This is a genomic window from Streptomyces sp. NPDC001700, from assembly GCF_053596435.1.
Map to the genome: position 1 here is coordinate 21,667 of NZ_JBSFGE010000033.1, position 14,760 is coordinate 36,426.

Genomic DNA, 14,760 nt, shown 5'->3' on the forward strand with positions numbered 1-14,760 from the left:
CAGCCCGGCCCGAAACCACCCTCCGGTGCATACACCTACGAGATGAACGCCCTCGTGGTGTGCTCGGCATGACAAGCTGTGCTTCCCACTGCCCGAACCCAGGAGGTCGCCATGACCGCAGAGTCTGCATCCAAAGAAGGTTCGGAGCCGATCGACCCCGAGACGCCCGCTCTGGTGCCCGACAGCAACGGCCACTACGACCTGAAGCGCAAGTTCCGGGAGGCCCTGGCGCGCAAGCGCAGTGTGCAGGCGGACGCCGCTGACCTCGCTGCGAACGTCGAGGCGTCGAAGGTCCGTAGGGCGCACGGCCCGGCTGCGAGCCAGCGGTCGTTCCGGCGCAAGAGCGGTGGCTGAGGCAATGAGCGCTTTCAGCGTTGCCGCTCCAGAGTGAGCACGGCCGCGGAGATTGACGACATTCGATTCGGACCGCACCGGGACCTGCGGAAGATCCGCCACGACTTTCAGCCGCGCGACGCCGCGCTCGACCGGTGCCCGTGCTGTGGACAGCGCTCGGTTGACGGTTTGCCGGGTCGGGGTGAGATCGTGCGCGCGGCCGGGCATAGTCGGCGAGATCCACAGCAGCCGCCCGACCGGGAGCGGTCGGCGAGCAGGCCGACGACGGCTGTCGTGTAGGCGTGGGCGGTGCCGACGGAGATGCCGAACCGGCCGCGATCTGGGCGAGGGTGTCGTGGGGAAGGTCGAGTGCGGCGGAATACGGAACCAACGCGGCTCCTGCGCCCATGGGTTGAGACTTCGAACACCTCCCCCAACGGCACGGGAGCCTCGTGCGTTGCGGGCACCGATCCCGTCACCCGATCAGTGGCCACGCTCAAAGAGCTCAGTGGGGCTGGCGAATAGCAGCGCATCGCCTGGTTCCCGCCGCCTCGTTGGCGATGTCCGCCCGCCCGTTACGGGGCCCTCTTCGCAGAGGTTCGGGAAGCGCTGACGCACAGATACCCGGCGGGCGAGCCCAGACGCGGCCGACCGCCGATGCAAGCCGAGCGCGGCCGAGGTCAGGTGCTGCCGGTGCTGGCACCGCTGGCTGTACCGCGCCCCGCGCCGCCGAGCACGAGGATGGTGAGAATGGCGAGACCGCTGCCGATCCACAAAACGCTGGTGGTGGCGATGTTGTCGACCGCCAGGCCACCGAGGAGAGCGCCGAGCGCGATCGAGAGGTTGAACATCGACACGTAAAGGGAAGATGCGGCCTCGGTCGCGTCGGGGGCGGCGTGCAGGATCCAGGTCTGGAAGGTCACGGGGACGGCTCCGTAACCCAGACCCCACAGGATGAGGATCGCTCCTGCCGAGAGGTGGTTGTTGTCGGTGAGGGCGAGCAGTGCCATGGCGGCGGCGAGCATGACGGCGATGCCCAGGACGGTCTGCCGAAGGTGGTTGGCGATCAGAGCGCCGGCGATGAAGTTGCCGCAGATGCCGGCGACTCCGAAGGTGAGGAGCAGGGCGCTGATCAGGCTGCTGTCCACGCCGTCGCCCAGCAGGATCGGCCGTACGAAGGTGTAGGCCACGAAGTGGCCGGTGATGACCAGGAACGTCATGGCGATGCCCACCCGCACTGTGGCGTTGGACCGGAGGACCTTCGGCAGGTCGCCGAAGGTGATGGTCTGCTCCGGCTCGACCTTCGGCATCAGGAAGACCATGCAGACCAGAGAGATCAGACCGAGGATGCCTACGGCCGCGAACGCGGTGCGCCAGCCGCTGACGTCACCGATCAGAGTGCCGGTGGGAACGCCGAGCACCGAGGCGGTCTCGACGCCGCCGAAGATGACCGCGGTGGCGCGCGCGACGTGCCGCTCCGGCACCAGACGCAGGGCGATGCCTCCGACCAGGGACCAGAAACCGCCCACACTGAGGCCGATCAGGAAGCGGGCCACGAGCACCACGGGGAAGCTGGTGGCAAACGCGGAGGCGAGGTTGGCCGCACCCACCAGGCCGATGAGTGCGGCCAGTACCAGGCGCCGGTCGGCCTTGCCGGTGGCCACGGTCACCAGTGGCGCCGAGAAGGCAGCGACCACTCCGGGCACCGTCACCATCAATCCGGCGGTTCCTTCGGAGACGTCCAGGGCCGAGCCGATCGGGGTGAGCAGGCCCACCGGCAGCAGTTCGGAGGTCATCAGGGCGAAGATGCCCAGGGTGACCGCGAGGACGGCGAGCCATCCCTTGACGGGCGACCGGTCGGCGTCGGGGAGTATGCGCGGGGACGAGTCGAGGGCGGTCATCGCAGGAGCCCTTCAGGCGGTACGAGTTCGAGTTCTGGGGGAGAAGCGGGCGGTGGCTGCGCGCGTGGCGGCCACCGCCCGTGATGTGAGAGGGGCAGCGGGCCGATTACCCGGTTACTCGGTGCCGGGCGTCTTGCGCGTGGTGACGTTCATCCGGTTCCAGGCATTGACCGTGAAGATCACACCGATGAGCTGGGCCAGCTCCTTCTCCTCGAAATGCTTCTCCGCCTCGGCGTACACCGTGTCCGTGACACCGCCGGGGAGCAGGGTCACCTCCTCGGCCAGAGCCAGCGCGGCACGCTCCTTGAGGGTGTAGAGGCTCGACTCCTGCCAGCCGTTGAGCTGGTAGATGCGCTCCTCGCTCTCACCGGCCTTGCGGGCGTCCCCCGTGTGGTAGTCGATGCAGTACGCGCACTTGTTGAGCTGCGAGGCACGGATCTGCACCAGCTCCAGGAGGACCGGGTCGAGGCCGTCACGGACGGCGGCGTCCAGGGCCAGGACGGCCTTGAACGCCTTGGGGGAGATCTGGGCGAAATTCATGCGCTCGGGCACGTGGTGAGTGGTCATGCCAACGACCCTAGGAACCGAATCGGCCCAAGGTATGGTGCATTCCCGTGGGAGATTCATGGGGCAATTCGCGGGAGGCGGCCGCCGGGGCGGGTGCGGGGGCCGACCTTCACCTTGAGCTCAAAGGACCGGGAAGCATCCGAGTACAGCTGATGCGTGCCCTGCGGGAAGCCATCGGCTCGGGAAGGCTGGCACCGGGTACCCGGCTGCCGCCCCACCGGACCCTGTCCGTCGACCTCGGCATCGCCCGCAACACCGTCGCGGACGGGTACGCGCAGCTCGTCGAGGAAGGGTGGCTGACCGCCCGTCAGGGTTCGGGGACCCGGGTCGCCCAGCGCGCCACACCCCTGGAACCGGGCCAGTCGCGTGCTCCGGCGCGCCCGACCCGGCGCCGCCCGGCTTACGATCTGACGCCCAGTTCACCGGACGCGGCCGCGTTCCCCCGCACCGCCTGGCAGACATCCGCCCGGCGGGCCATGGCCGGCGCCCCCCATGACGCCTTCGGGGTCGGCGACCCGCGCGGCCGGCCCGAGCTGCGCCGCGCCCTGGCCGAGTATCTGGCGCGGACCAGAGGGGTGCGCACCGGGCCCGACCGCATCGTCATCTGCTCCGGATTCGCCCATGGTCTTGGTCTGCTGTGCTCCTTGCTGCGCGGCCCCGTGGCGGTGGAGTCGTACGGCCTGCCCTTCCACCGGGAGATCATCGCCGGGTCCGGCCTGACTACCCTCGCACTGTCCGTCGATGCGCACGGGGCCACGGTGGACGAACTGCACGCCACCGACGCGGGAGCCGTCCTGCTCACACCCGCCCACCAGTACCCCACCGGCGGGCCGCTGCACCGCGACCGCCGTGCGGCGGTCATCGACTGGGCCCGGGCGCGTGGCGGCGTCGTCCTCGAAGACGACTACGACGGCGAATTCCGGTACGACCGTGAGCCGGTCGGCGCGGTCCAAGGCCTCGATCCGGACCGGACCATCTATCTCGGCTCGGCTAGCAAGAGCCTCTCACCGGCGCTGCGGCTGGGCTGGATGGTCCTGCCCGGCTGGCTTGTCGACGGTGTCCTTGCCGCCAAAGGGCCGCGCGAAATGTGGTCAGGGGTCATCGAGCAGCTCACCCTCGCCGACTTCATCGCCTGCGGTTCCTACGACCGCCATCTGCGCCGGATGCGGCAGATCTATCGGCGCCGCCGGGGCCAACTCACCGCTACGCTGGCCGAGCGGGCCCCGCACATCCGGGTGAGCGGCATCGCCGCGGGACTGCACGCCGTCCTCGAACTGCCCGTCGGCACCGAACAGGCCGCACTGCGCGGCGCCAGGCGGCAGGACTTGGCCCTGGACGCGCTCGGCCCCTACCGGCATCCCGACAGCACGATGCCCGCACGTGAAGGACTGGTCATCGGATACGGCACCCCGCCCGAGCACGCCTTCACCGCCAGCCTGGAAGCCCTGTGCCTGGCACTGCCCGATCCAGTGCAGAACGGGGAACAGCCCCTCTCCCGGCGTGGCGGAAGCGCACCGGCAGAAGGCGAGCCGGGCGGGAAACGAGGCGGAGGTCAGCCAGGTGGCTCCGAGGAACGCCGCGCGCCGGGCGGATGCCTCGCTGCCCTCGGATCTGGTGGCACTGCTGGAGGTGCTGGAGGGCAAGCGGGTCTCGGAGCTGGAGTGGGTTGATGAGAGCTCGGCGTTCCAGCTGGGGAAGGTGAAGGTCGACAAGGTTCCGCCGAACCGGCTGGCGGCGCTCGCGCGGAATGGCAAGTCCCACCCTGCCGATCGGGCTGGGCTTTTGTGCATTGATGAACCCGGCTATATGGAGCTTGACCGCAGGGGCGCTGAGCTGCTGACCTCCAACGGCACCATCATCCAGACCGGCACTGAGTCCTACCGTCTCGCCCACATCAAAGCTCAGGCCGAACAGGCCCAGGCGGTGTCAGGGTGCGCCGATGAACCGTGTGTCCAGGATGGCTCATGCCAACCATCCGATTAGATCTCCCCTCGACCGCCGCCTCCCACACCTCCGTCAGCGTGGCGCACAACCGCGCCCGCATCTCCGCCGTGACGCGGTGACGACGCTCGGCGTGAGCGTGCCTTCCCGACCCGCGCTGCAACGCAGGTCTGCTCGGTGACTTCTCGATCCGGCCGGACGGGTTTCGGTCCGGGGCCGCCGGATGTCTTAGGGGTGATCAAGAATGGCGTGCCATGGGATGGATCGGGATCGCGACGGGCCACGAACTCACCGTCGAGGGGACGCGGCGGCCGGTGCTCGCCTGCCGGACGGCCGCGGGCCGCGTGTTGGCCAAGGTGCCCGCCAACGTCAGGAAGGATCCGACCGCGGTACGGCTCGCCGCCCTCTGCGGCCGGCTCGGCGAGCACGCGCGGGCGGTGCACGACCGGGTCGAGTCCTGGATGGTGCGATCGCTGCCGGTCCCGGCCGCGGTGTTCGCGGCCGTGTGGGACGACCCGGTGTGGCGCGAGACGCTCACCGACCTGGTCATCGCCCCGATCGTGGACGGCGTGCCCCACCTCGGTCGCTGCGCGCTCCTGCGCGAGGGCGCGTGGACGGGAGCGGACGCCTTCGCGATCCCGCACCCGCTGCTGCTCGGCGACGAGCTGCCCATCTGGCGGGGGCGGAACCTCACGCAGGTTGTTGAGCAGGTACGCCGCGAGGTGTGGACGCGTCCCGCGAGCATGGACCGTACGTTCGGCGTGGTCGACACCTTCGGATACCTGGAAGTCCGGTACGAGAGCGGCGCCGCGTTCGAGCGCCGTGTGCATGAGCTGGGCGGGCGCGTCAAGGGGGACAGGGCGCGGTTCACCGTGCACGCGCCCGAGCCGCTCGGCATCGAGATCGACCTGGACTGGAGCGGGCCGATGAGCCCGGCCTGCATGGCGGGGCTGAGCTTCACCGCGGGCGGCCGGGAGATCGGCGACATCGCCTGGTCCGAGGGCGTCCGCGTGCTGATGGCTCTGTACGCGGACCGCACCGTGGACGGGACGGAGCCGGTGGTGGAGGCAGCCGAGGCGTACGCCCACTACTGCGATGCCCTCCAAGGCGAGCCCGGCACCGTGGTGCCCTCCGGCATCACAGGCCCGACGCGCGACGTGCTGCTGCGCGCCGGGGCGGTGCTGCCGGGCACGCCCGCCGGCTCCGACGAGGACACGTGCGTCGCCGTCCGCTACGAGCACTCCGTCCTGGACGAGCCGGTCGTCGAACTCGTCCGGCGCGCGGCCGTCGACGGTGACAAGGCCGAGAAGTCGCTGTACGACCTGGACCCGTTGGCGGAGACCGGCCTCGGCACCGTGCACGCGGGCCCGCTCGGCTTCCTCGCATCCGTCCTGAACTGGCACCCGGCGCACCGCGCCCGCATCCTGGCCGCGCACACCGACCTGCGGGCCGCCCGCGCCCTGGCCGCCCGCAAGCCCGGCCTCGCGCGCACCGCGCTCACCCGTACCGGCGACGACCTGGAGACGCACGCGCCCGAGCTGCTGCCGCCGTTCTACGAGGAATGCGCGCGGATCCTGGCCGCCGCGGGCAGCGCCCGCTTCGCCGCCGCCTTCTTCGAGAAGGCCCGCGCCGCCGAGGACGCGCACGCGCTGCCGGTCGCCGAGGCCGCGCTCGTCGCGGCGTACCTCGCGGCGGGACCGGACGCCGCCGGAACAGCCACGCTCAAGAAGCACGGCAAGCGGCTCGCCGCCCGCCATCCCGCCCCCGGCGCGTACCGCTGGCACCGCGGCCTGCTCACCGAATGGTGCGAGGAATTCCCAGACGGCGCGGACGGCGCGCTGGCCCTGGCCGACGGCTGGGCGGCGCTGGCGAAGCCCGCCGGGCACGCGCTCGGCGGGCCCGAGGACGAACGCGCCGTACGGGCCTTGCTGGAGAGCGGCTGCATGGAGTCGGCACCGCAGGCCCTGTGGAAGTTCGTCCTTCCGTTGCTCGACCCGATGGCGCGGGCGGACGCGGGCATCGGGCGCGCGCTCCTCGCCATCCTGCCGCTGCCCGCCAAGGACACGCCCAAGGCGAAGAGCGCGGCAGTGTCGCTCCTCCTCGGCAACCTCGTGGGCGCGGGCCTGACCGCCCCGTTCACCACATCCCCCGGGCTTGCGGGGGCGGCGGCGAAGGACTGGCTCGGCCGCTTCCTGAAGCGGTACGCGGGGCTCGCACTCCCCGTCGCCGGTCTCGGCGACCTCCTGCACGACGTTGGTACGCGGCTGCGCGCGGAGGGCCTCACCTGCGACGACCATGAGGCGGTACTGGGAGTGGACGAGGACGAGGTCAACCGCTGGGAGGAGACCGCCGCCGACCTCCCGCTCCTGGACCTCCTCCTGGACCGCGGCGTCCCGCTCGCGCGGCCCCGGCTGCTGCACACGTTCAAGCTGTACGACCGGCTCGCCTCCGGAGCGGGCACCGACCTGGCCGCCGCCGCCGACCCGCACTGGGCTCCGCTCCTGCGCGACGCGATCGTGGGCAACGTGACCAACCAGCTCAACGTCACCGAGCCCGCCGTCCCGAAGCAGACCGCCCCCGAGACCGTACGGGCCCTGACCGCGACACCGGGAACGGCGCGGATTGTCGCCGCCATCCTGGCCGAGCACGCCGAGCGGGTCCCCCATCAAGGACTTCCGGACACGCATGCCGCCCTGTGCGACGCCGAACGCTTCACCATCGCCGGAGTCCCCGGCCGCCTCCTGGACAGCGTCCGGACGATCGCTACGGGTACGGACCCTGCCCGCGCCCTCGCCACCACGCTGAGCGGCGGCGTCCTCGACGAACTGGAGTTGCCCGCCTTCGTCCCCGGCCACGTCAACACCATCACCGACTACCTGGAGGAAAGCGGCACCGACCTGCTCCTGATCGAGTCAGGACGGCTCTGGGAGCACAAGTTCCGCGCCTCCGTCGTCACACCGGGTGGAGTCGGCCCGGCCCACGGTTTCGGCACGTACGAGCCCGTCTCCAGCCGGTCCCACGAACGGACCGAGGCGCGCGACCTCTACGACCGCTGCCTGATCGCCGTGAACGGCCGGGTGACCGTACTGGACCACGGTGGCCCGCACTGCCCGCACGGCAGCGCGCACCCCGCCGCTCGCCGCCTCATACCGGCCGACGGTGAACGGGTCGCCTTCCCCGGTGGCGCCGAGGCCACCGTATGGCGCGGCCAGGGCCGGATCATCGAGCTGCGGGACCCGGCCGGGCGGACCATCGGCCGCTACGTCCGCGGCTGGGGCAGGGTGCCCGAGCACGACGGTGCCGAGAACATCAGCACGGTCGAGCACCACCGCTACGCGTCCGGGACCCGCCTGGTCGCGCCTCCCGGCTGGTGGTCGGGGATGCGGCCGCGCGACCCCGAAGGCTCCAGGGCGCTGCGCGCCGTCGACGAGAAGAAGGCGCAGGCCCTGATCGACGTCGCGGACGCCGCGCTCGCCGCCGACCTCATGCGGGTGCTGGACCCCGAGAGCGGGTACCCGGAAAAGGACGCCGCCCGCGCCGAGCTGGCGGGACGCCTCCGCCCGCTCCTGCCGGAGATCACCGACGAGTCGCTCTGGACGGGCGTCACGTTCCTGGTGTGGACGGCCGTCGAATGCCGCGAGCGCGCGTTCGCCCTGCTGGAACGCCTGGCGCTGACCCCGCCGCCCCACCCGCGCCCGGCACAGGCCTCCGCGGCACCGGCAGTCCACTCCGAGAAGTCCCCCGAGCCGGACGATCCGGGGCCTGAGTCCGCGTACGAGAGGATCGTCCACTTCGCCCGCGCCGCCGTCGAAGTGCCGTACGACAAGAGGATCGCGATATTCGACGCCCCCGCCGTCAAGGGGATCGAGAACACGCTGGGCCGCCTCGGCGCCGCCGTCATGGAGGCCGCGTGGGGCAACGGCGGCGGGCACGCCCCACTGGTGGAACTGGCCGCCGTCCCCGAACTCCTCCGTACCGACGGCACCTGGCACGTCGCCCGGCTGCGCCCGGAGTACGACCTCGGGCAGATCCACTCGGGCCGCGGCCCCATCATGGCCGCCGCCGTCGCCGACTACGAGCAGGTGGGGAACGGGTACGCGGTCACGGCGCTCCTCTACACCCCGGACGGCCCCGATCCGCTCCTGTTCACCCGCAACCGCGCCGTCGAGCTGCGAACCTGCCGCGGCTGGGGCGACCCGGAGCGGCTCCGGCGGGCGCTCGACCTGATCGCCGAGAACGGCCCGCCGCCCGTGGACCGAGAGGCGACCGTACGGGCGTTCGCCGAGGCCACCGGCCTGTCACCGGCCCAGTGTCTGATCCTGCTGTCCACCTCGGCCCGCACGCTCTCCTGGCCGGACGGCTGGGCGCGGGGCCGCGTCGCCGCCTTCCGCGAGGGCGACACCGCCCGCGCCCGCGAACTCGACCTGACCGAGATCGAACTGCGCATCGCCGCGCTCTGCCTGGAGACGCTCACCACCACCGACGAGGCCTTGCGAGTCGTCGAGTCGCTCATGCCCGACGACCCCGCCGACCTCTGGCGTACGGGCCCCGACCTGGACCGGGCGGTCGCGTACTGGACGGAACGCCACCCGAGGCTCACCCCGCTCACCTCCGAGCAGTGGGTCACCCTCGCCTCCGGCGCCGAGGACGCCCTGGCGGCGCTGATGGCCCTGCTCGGCGAGCGTCCGTCCGTACCGCCGCTGGGTCACATCGCCCGCGCTGCGAGGCTCCTGGCCGACCGTCTGCCGGGGGGCCACCCCGCCCGTACGACCGCCGCCGCCCGCCTGCGTGACCTGCGCGAACACGTCACCGGCCCGGACACGACCCTGCCCATCGCCGCCGGGGTCACCTCGGTCACCGCCCTGGAGCGAGCCGCCGGAGCGACCGCGGCCCACCTCCCGGAGAGCAGGCTCGCCATCGGCGAAGCCCTCACCCTGGAACCCGCCGGAGACGGCTACCGCGTCCATCTCCGCCCGTCCCGCTGGTCCGACCTGGACGCGCTGGCCCCGGCCCTCCGCCGCGGCGGCGCCACCGATGTCGCCCGAGTCATGGACGACCTGCGCTTCCTCCGTACATCCGAGCCACTGGAAGCCGCGGCCCGGCTGGAGCCTTGCGCCGGCTGACTTCGAGGTGTTCGGCGAGCGCGGCGCCGGACCAGCCGCGGTGGGTCTGCAGCAGGGAGAGCAGCTTCAGCAGCCGCCCGGAGGTCTCCAGCATGTCTCCAGGCTGTCCGAAGATGAGGACGGGAACTGACCTAAGGGGGCCGTAGCGTCACAGCCATGGCGAACCCGACACCCGACATCCGCTCTTTCCGCATTGACATCCCGCAGGCCCAGCTCGACGAGCTGCGCGCCCGGCTGGCCGCCACCCGTTGGCCGGACGAGCTGCCCGGGGTCGGCTGGAGCCGCGGCGTACCGGTGGCTTACCTCAAGGACCTGGCCGAGTACTGGCGCACCGCCTACGACTGGCGGGCACACGAGGCGGCGCTCAACGCGTACCCCCAGTACATGACCACCATCGACAGGCAGAACATCCACTTCCTGCACGTGCGCTCGCCCGAGCCCGATGCCACGCCGCTGATGCTGCTGCACGGTTGGCCAGGCTCGGTGGTGGACTTCCTCGACGTCATCAGGCCCCTGTCCGATCCCCGCGCGCACGGCGGCGATCCGGCCGACGCCTTTCACCTCGTCATCCCCTCGCTGCCGGGCTTCGCCTTCTCCACCCCGCTGGCCGGGCCAGGCATGGGCGCGACCGCGATGGCCGGGGCGCTCACCCGGCTGATGTCCCGCCTCGGCTACGCGCGCTACGGCGTCCAGGGCTACGACACTGGCTCGTGGGTCGCCCCGGAGATGGGCAATCAGGCCCCGGACCAGGTGATCGGCATCCACGTCAACGCCCTGATCACATTCCCTGTCGGGGAGGAAGGAGAGATGGACGGCCTCAGCGAGGCCGAACAGCGACGCTGGCAGCAGTTGCAGAACTTCAACGACGGCTATCTGCAGTGCAATTCCAAACGCCCGCAGACGGTGGCCTACGCCCTCACCGATTCCCCAGTCGGCCAGCTGGCCTGGACCGTGGAGAAGTTCAAGGAACTCACCGACCCGGAAGACGGGCTGCCCGAGGACAGCGTGGACCGGGACCGCGTCCTGACCGAGGTCTCGCTGTACTGGCTGACCGGCACCGCCGCCTCGGCCGCCCAGGTGTACTACGAGGAGATCTCCGCGAACACCTGGAGCGAGCCCGCAGCTGACGACTGGAGCGCCGACACCACCACCGCGCACGACACCGGCTGGGGCGACGGCCAGGACGACTGGGCAGCCGGTCGGCGTGGGACGGTGCCCACCGCCGTACTCGTCTCCACCCACGACGTGACCATCCGCCGCTGGGCCGAACGTGACCACAACGTCGTGCGGTGGACCGAACTCGACCGTGGCGGTCACTTCCTCGCGATGGAAGTACCGGACCAACTCGTCAGCGACGTCCGCGAGTTCTTCAATGCCTGCGGACTGCGGCGGGGTCGGCCTGCGGACGAGCGGGGCACTCGCACCGGGGTCTCAATCGGCGCGTCCCGCTTCCCGGGCTTCGCGTACCCGCTCGTACCGCTCGCCCGGTGATAGGCCCGGGTGCTTCGCCGCCTCCGAGTGCGGCTCGGTCTTCATGAGGAGGCTCTGCAGCGTCAGAGCGTGTTCGCCATGCATCTGTTTGGAGAGCCCGAACGGCGACAGGTCCTCGTAGGGCATCTCGCCTTCCTTTCCCGCGATCTCGCCGCTGCCGATGGACTCGTGGTCGTAGGGCAGCACACCTCCGCTGTGCACAGGCCGCCACGAGGGTGGTTCATCTCTTGCGCTGTCGAATGCCATCAGGCCCAGGTAGGTGTGACCGGCCTTGATCCACGGGGTGCACGGAACCTGCCACAGCTCTGCACGGAAGCGGTCCGGCAGCTTCCTCGCATGGTCCCTGCTGTACAGCACCTTGTCGACGACGATCTCTGCGCTGCGTTCGCCACCATCGCGTGCCTGCCTCTCGCTGCCTTCCCTGATGTGGAAGACGGCCACGTGGTCGCCGAACGACACCCAGTCCTGCGCATCCTGTGCCGGATAGTCGGGATAGGCGGCGTCGTAGTTGGCATCGGCGCCTCGGCAGCCGTGATAGCCGTTGCTTTCGCCATCGGCCAGGTACAGACTCCCCGCCACACCCACCACCGCCGCCAGAGCCGCGCCCGCGGCCACCACCGCGCGTCGGCCTCCGGTCCAGTCGCTCCAACGCATAGCCCCTCCTCGCGCACCCAACCGGTCATCCAAGAGACGCTTCCGCGGCACCTTGGGTTGTAGGCCGCGGCTGGTCCCGGGGACCAAAGTTCGTGGGGAGTCTGGGGTGTGGAGCCAGCCGCCGGGCCGGGTGGGGGGAGTTGACTGCCCAGGTGAACGGGGCGGTCCTGCCCCGTACCACTCAAGGAGGAACACCCACCGTGTCCGTCGCTTCCGCAGCCGAGCAGACGATCGCCCCCGAGGATCTCGTGGCCCGTGCGCACGACCTCATTCCGCAGCTGCGCTCGAACGCCGAGAGCACCGAGCAGCAGCGCAATGTCGCGCCCGAGAACATGCAGGCGCTGCGTGACTCCGGGCTGTTCCGGCTCACCACCCCGCCGCGCTTCGGCGGGTACGAAGTGAACATGCGCACCCAGGTGGAGGTGCTCTCCGAGATCGGCCGCGGCTGCGCCTCCACCGGCTGGATCACCGCGAACCACGCCGCGTCCACGGACTTCGCGCTGCTGCTGCCCGAGGAAGGGCTCCAGGAGATCTTCGGGGCGAACCCCAACGCGGTGCTGCTGTCCGCCGCCAGCCTCCACGCGTCGCGCGCGGAGCGCGTCGAGGGGGGCTTGGTCGTCAACGGCCGCTTCCCCTACGCCTCGGGCTGCGAGATCTCGGACTGGGCGATGCTGGGCGCCGTACCACTGATGGAGAACGGCGAGGCGGTCGGCGCCGTCGACGTGCTCCTGCGGCCCAGCGAGATGGCCATCGAGGACACCTGGCACGTCGCCGGGCTGGAGGGCACCGGCACCCACGCGATGGTCGCCACCGATGTGTTCGTCCCGCACCACCGGGCGCTGATCCCCAACCGCGCCCCCGATGGCCGCTACGAGGAGCTGATCTCGCCGACCGTCCTGGTCAAGGGCAACCTCCACTCGCTGTCCTCGCTCGTGGGCGCCGCGCGCGGCGCGCTGGACGTCGTACGGGAGACGCTGGACAAGAACCGCCCCATCGCCTACTCCACCTACGAGCGCGCGGTGGACTCCCCGACGATCCAGGTGTGGTTCGCCGAGGCCACGCACCTGATCGAGACCGGCATGCTGCACATGTTCGCCACCGCGGACGGCATCGACCAGGCGCGGAAGGGCGAGGAGCTGGCCGGTCCCGAGCGGGCGCGGCTGCGCATGCACAGCGCCTCCGCGCTGGAATGCAGCCGCCGGGGGATGCAGAAGCTCCTCGACATCGCCGGTACCAGCGGCTTCGCCCTGAAGAACCCGGTGCAGCGCTACTGGCGCGACCTGGAGACCGGAAGCCGGCACGCCATGCTGAACCTCCCGATGATCCTGGAGGACTACAGCCGGGCGCTGCTCGGGCGGCCGGGAATCTCGATCTTCCACTGAGTGCCAGGGTGTCAGGTCTCGTAGGGGGCGTCGCGCTCCCTACGAGACGCCGCGCAGGACAGCGGTGCCGAGCGTCTGCGCGAGGTGCAGGGCGACGTGCAGGCGCAGGCGCTCCTCGCGCAGGGAGCGGCCGAGCAGGTGCTCGGCCTTCTTGACGCGGTAGGCCACCGTGTTCTTCGCGACGTGCAGCCGCTCGGCCGCCGTCGACAGGCTCCGTTCGTGGTCCAGATAGCACTTGACGGTCTCCCGCAGCGCGGAGTTGGTCTCGCCGCCTCCGGCCAGCGGCCCCAGTTCCCGGGTGACGAAGCCCGCCGTCGAGTTCAGGTCGCCGCCCAGCAGCACGGCCAGTTCGACGGACGCGTAGTCGTGGACGGAGGCGGGAGAGCCGGACGTACGTACGACCGTCTCGACGCGGCCCGCCTGTTCGTGGGAACGGCGGAACCCCGCGAGCCCCGCGCCGGGGAGTCCGGCGGCGATGTGGGCGTGCGGCGGTGCTTCCGGGGCGGCCCGCAGCCGTCCCGTCTCGGGGGGCGGGCCACTGGCCCGGCCGCCCCAGGCCCACAGCCTGCCGGGCCCGGCGGGCAGCAGCAGTACCGAGGAGTATCCGGCCCGCTCCAGCAACTGACGGGCCTCGCGCTCCAACTCGCCGACGCAGCCGTCCACATGGTGCTCGCACCACAGCACCAGCGCGAGATGGTGCAGCGTCAGGTCGTATCCGAGCCGCGTGCTCGCGTGGCCGGGGGATACCTTCGCACCGGACAGCAGCGAGCGCGCCAGTTCCGCCCGCCGTGCCCGGGAGTCGGCGAGCCAGCGCTCCCGCTCGGCGGCGAAGTGCTCGCAGAGCCAGGAGGCGATCTGCTCCATGGCGTTGAACAGCCGCGCGGACGTCTCCCGCATCACGTCGGCCTGCGCCGTCTCGGGCACCGCGCTCGCGCACCGGGTGAACAGCAGGGAGCTGACCCGGGCATGGGTGACCCGCAGATACTTCAGCGCCAGGTCGACCGGGAGCCCGAGATGCACCAACTCGCCTACCGTGGCGCCCAGTTCGGCCAATAGCGGGTCAGGTGGCGACGCCTCGCGCAGTGCGAGGACGGACCACAGCACCAGCGCCTCGACGAAGCGCTCATCCGAGGCGGGCGAGGGGCGCTCAGGGTATCGGCACTCGCGCACCACCTCGCCGCTGAGGGCGGTGGAGGTCTCCACCGCCCATCCGGTGGGCCGCCGGCCGACCCGGTCCACGGCCTCGGCGAGGAGCGGCAGACCCACCGCGGCGCGTCCCACAACCGTGTCGTCGGAAGGGCGCAGCACCCGCAACAGGGAGTGCGGAGTACGGTCGTCCGGGTCGGCCTGCCGCTGGGACATCGCGCC

9 protein-coding genes and 3 pseudogenes are annotated in these 14,760 nt (G+C 71.2%); 6 read left to right on the top strand and 6 right to left on the bottom strand.

Translation table 11 applies throughout. From position 1 onward, the window contains the following. Positions 1-111 precede the first annotated feature (111 nt). Entirely contained in the window at positions 112-354 is a 243-nt protein-coding gene (locus ACWC5C_RS37565) for a DUF5302 domain-containing protein (protein ID WP_450883067.1), read from the top strand. A 14-nt stretch (positions 355-368) separates the two neighbouring features. Here ACWC5C_RS37565 and ACWC5C_RS37570 read toward each other — a convergent pair. From ACWC5C_RS37570 to ACWC5C_RS37580, 3 genes and pseudogenes are all read right to left on the bottom strand, one after another. After that, a pseudogene (locus tag ACWC5C_RS37570) lies at positions 369-691 on the bottom strand (transposase family protein); the annotation flags it as partial. A 322-nt stretch (positions 692-1,013) separates the two neighbouring features. Beyond that, on the bottom strand, positions 1,014-2,234 hold the full coding sequence (locus ACWC5C_RS37575; protein ID WP_450883069.1) for an MFS transporter: 1,221 nt from the start codon (positions 2,232-2,234) through the stop codon (positions 1,014-1,016). A 114-nt stretch (positions 2,235-2,348) separates the two neighbouring features. Then, complete coding sequence (locus ACWC5C_RS37580) at positions 2,349-2,801, bottom strand: carboxymuconolactone decarboxylase family protein (protein WP_450883071.1); 453 nt, start codon at positions 2,799-2,801, stop codon at positions 2,349-2,351. 47 nt (positions 2,802-2,848) lie between these two features. Here ACWC5C_RS37580 and pdxR point away from each other — a divergent pair, with 47 nt between their 5' ends. From pdxR to ACWC5C_RS37595, 3 genes and pseudogenes are all read left to right on the top strand, one after another. Further along, positions 2,849-4,471 carry a MocR-like pyridoxine biosynthesis transcription factor PdxR gene (pdxR, locus tag ACWC5C_RS37585; protein WP_450883073.1) on the top strand — a complete coding sequence of 541 codons (1,623 nt, stop codon included), beginning with the start codon at positions 2,849-2,851 and terminating at the stop codon, positions 4,469-4,471. Positions 4,472-4,571: 100 nt separating this feature from the next. Beyond that, positions 4,572-4,784: pseudogene (locus ACWC5C_RS37590) on the top strand (hypothetical protein); the annotation flags it as partial. Between the two features lie 212 nt (positions 4,785-4,996). After that, entirely contained in the window at positions 4,997-9,865 is a 4,869-nt protein-coding gene (locus ACWC5C_RS37595) for a DUF4132 domain-containing protein (protein ID WP_450883075.1), read from the top strand. Here the strand turns inward: ACWC5C_RS37595 and ACWC5C_RS37600 are convergent. Beyond that, a pseudogene (locus ACWC5C_RS37600) lies at positions 9,855-9,959 on the bottom strand (HTH domain-containing protein); the annotation flags it as partial. The gene ACWC5C_RS37595 and the pseudogene ACWC5C_RS37600 overlap by 11 nt on opposite strands. Positions 9,960-10,021: 62 nt before the next feature. On the opposite strand from ACWC5C_RS37600, the gene ACWC5C_RS37605 reads away from it, so the two are divergent. After that, entirely contained in the window at positions 10,022-11,356 is a 1,335-nt protein-coding gene (locus ACWC5C_RS37605; protein WP_450883077.1) for an epoxide hydrolase family protein, read from the top strand. On the opposite strand, the gene ACWC5C_RS37610 is transcribed toward ACWC5C_RS37605, so the two are convergent. Further along, a complete protein-coding gene (locus ACWC5C_RS37610; protein ID WP_450883079.1) occupies positions 11,297-12,010 on the bottom strand; it encodes a hypothetical protein in 714 nt (237 codons plus the stop codon). The two genes, ACWC5C_RS37605 and ACWC5C_RS37610, sit on opposite strands and share 60 nt — an antisense overlap. A 200-nt stretch (positions 12,011-12,210) precedes the next feature. Between ACWC5C_RS37610 and ACWC5C_RS37615 the strand changes: the two genes are divergently transcribed. Then, the gene (locus ACWC5C_RS37615; RefSeq protein WP_450883081.1) at positions 12,211-13,392 is read left to right on the top strand and encodes an acyl-CoA dehydrogenase family protein; all 1,182 of its coding nucleotides are present in this window, start codon (positions 12,211-12,213) and stop codon (positions 13,390-13,392) included. Positions 13,393-13,431: 39 nt separating this feature from the next. On the opposite strand, the gene ACWC5C_RS37620 is transcribed toward ACWC5C_RS37615, so the two are convergent. Then, the gene (locus tag ACWC5C_RS37620) at positions 13,432-14,754 is read right to left on the bottom strand and encodes a PucR family transcriptional regulator (RefSeq protein ID WP_450883083.1); all 1,323 of its coding nucleotides are present in this window, start codon (positions 14,752-14,754) and stop codon (positions 13,432-13,434) included. Between the last annotated feature and the right edge of the window lie 6 nt (positions 14,755-14,760).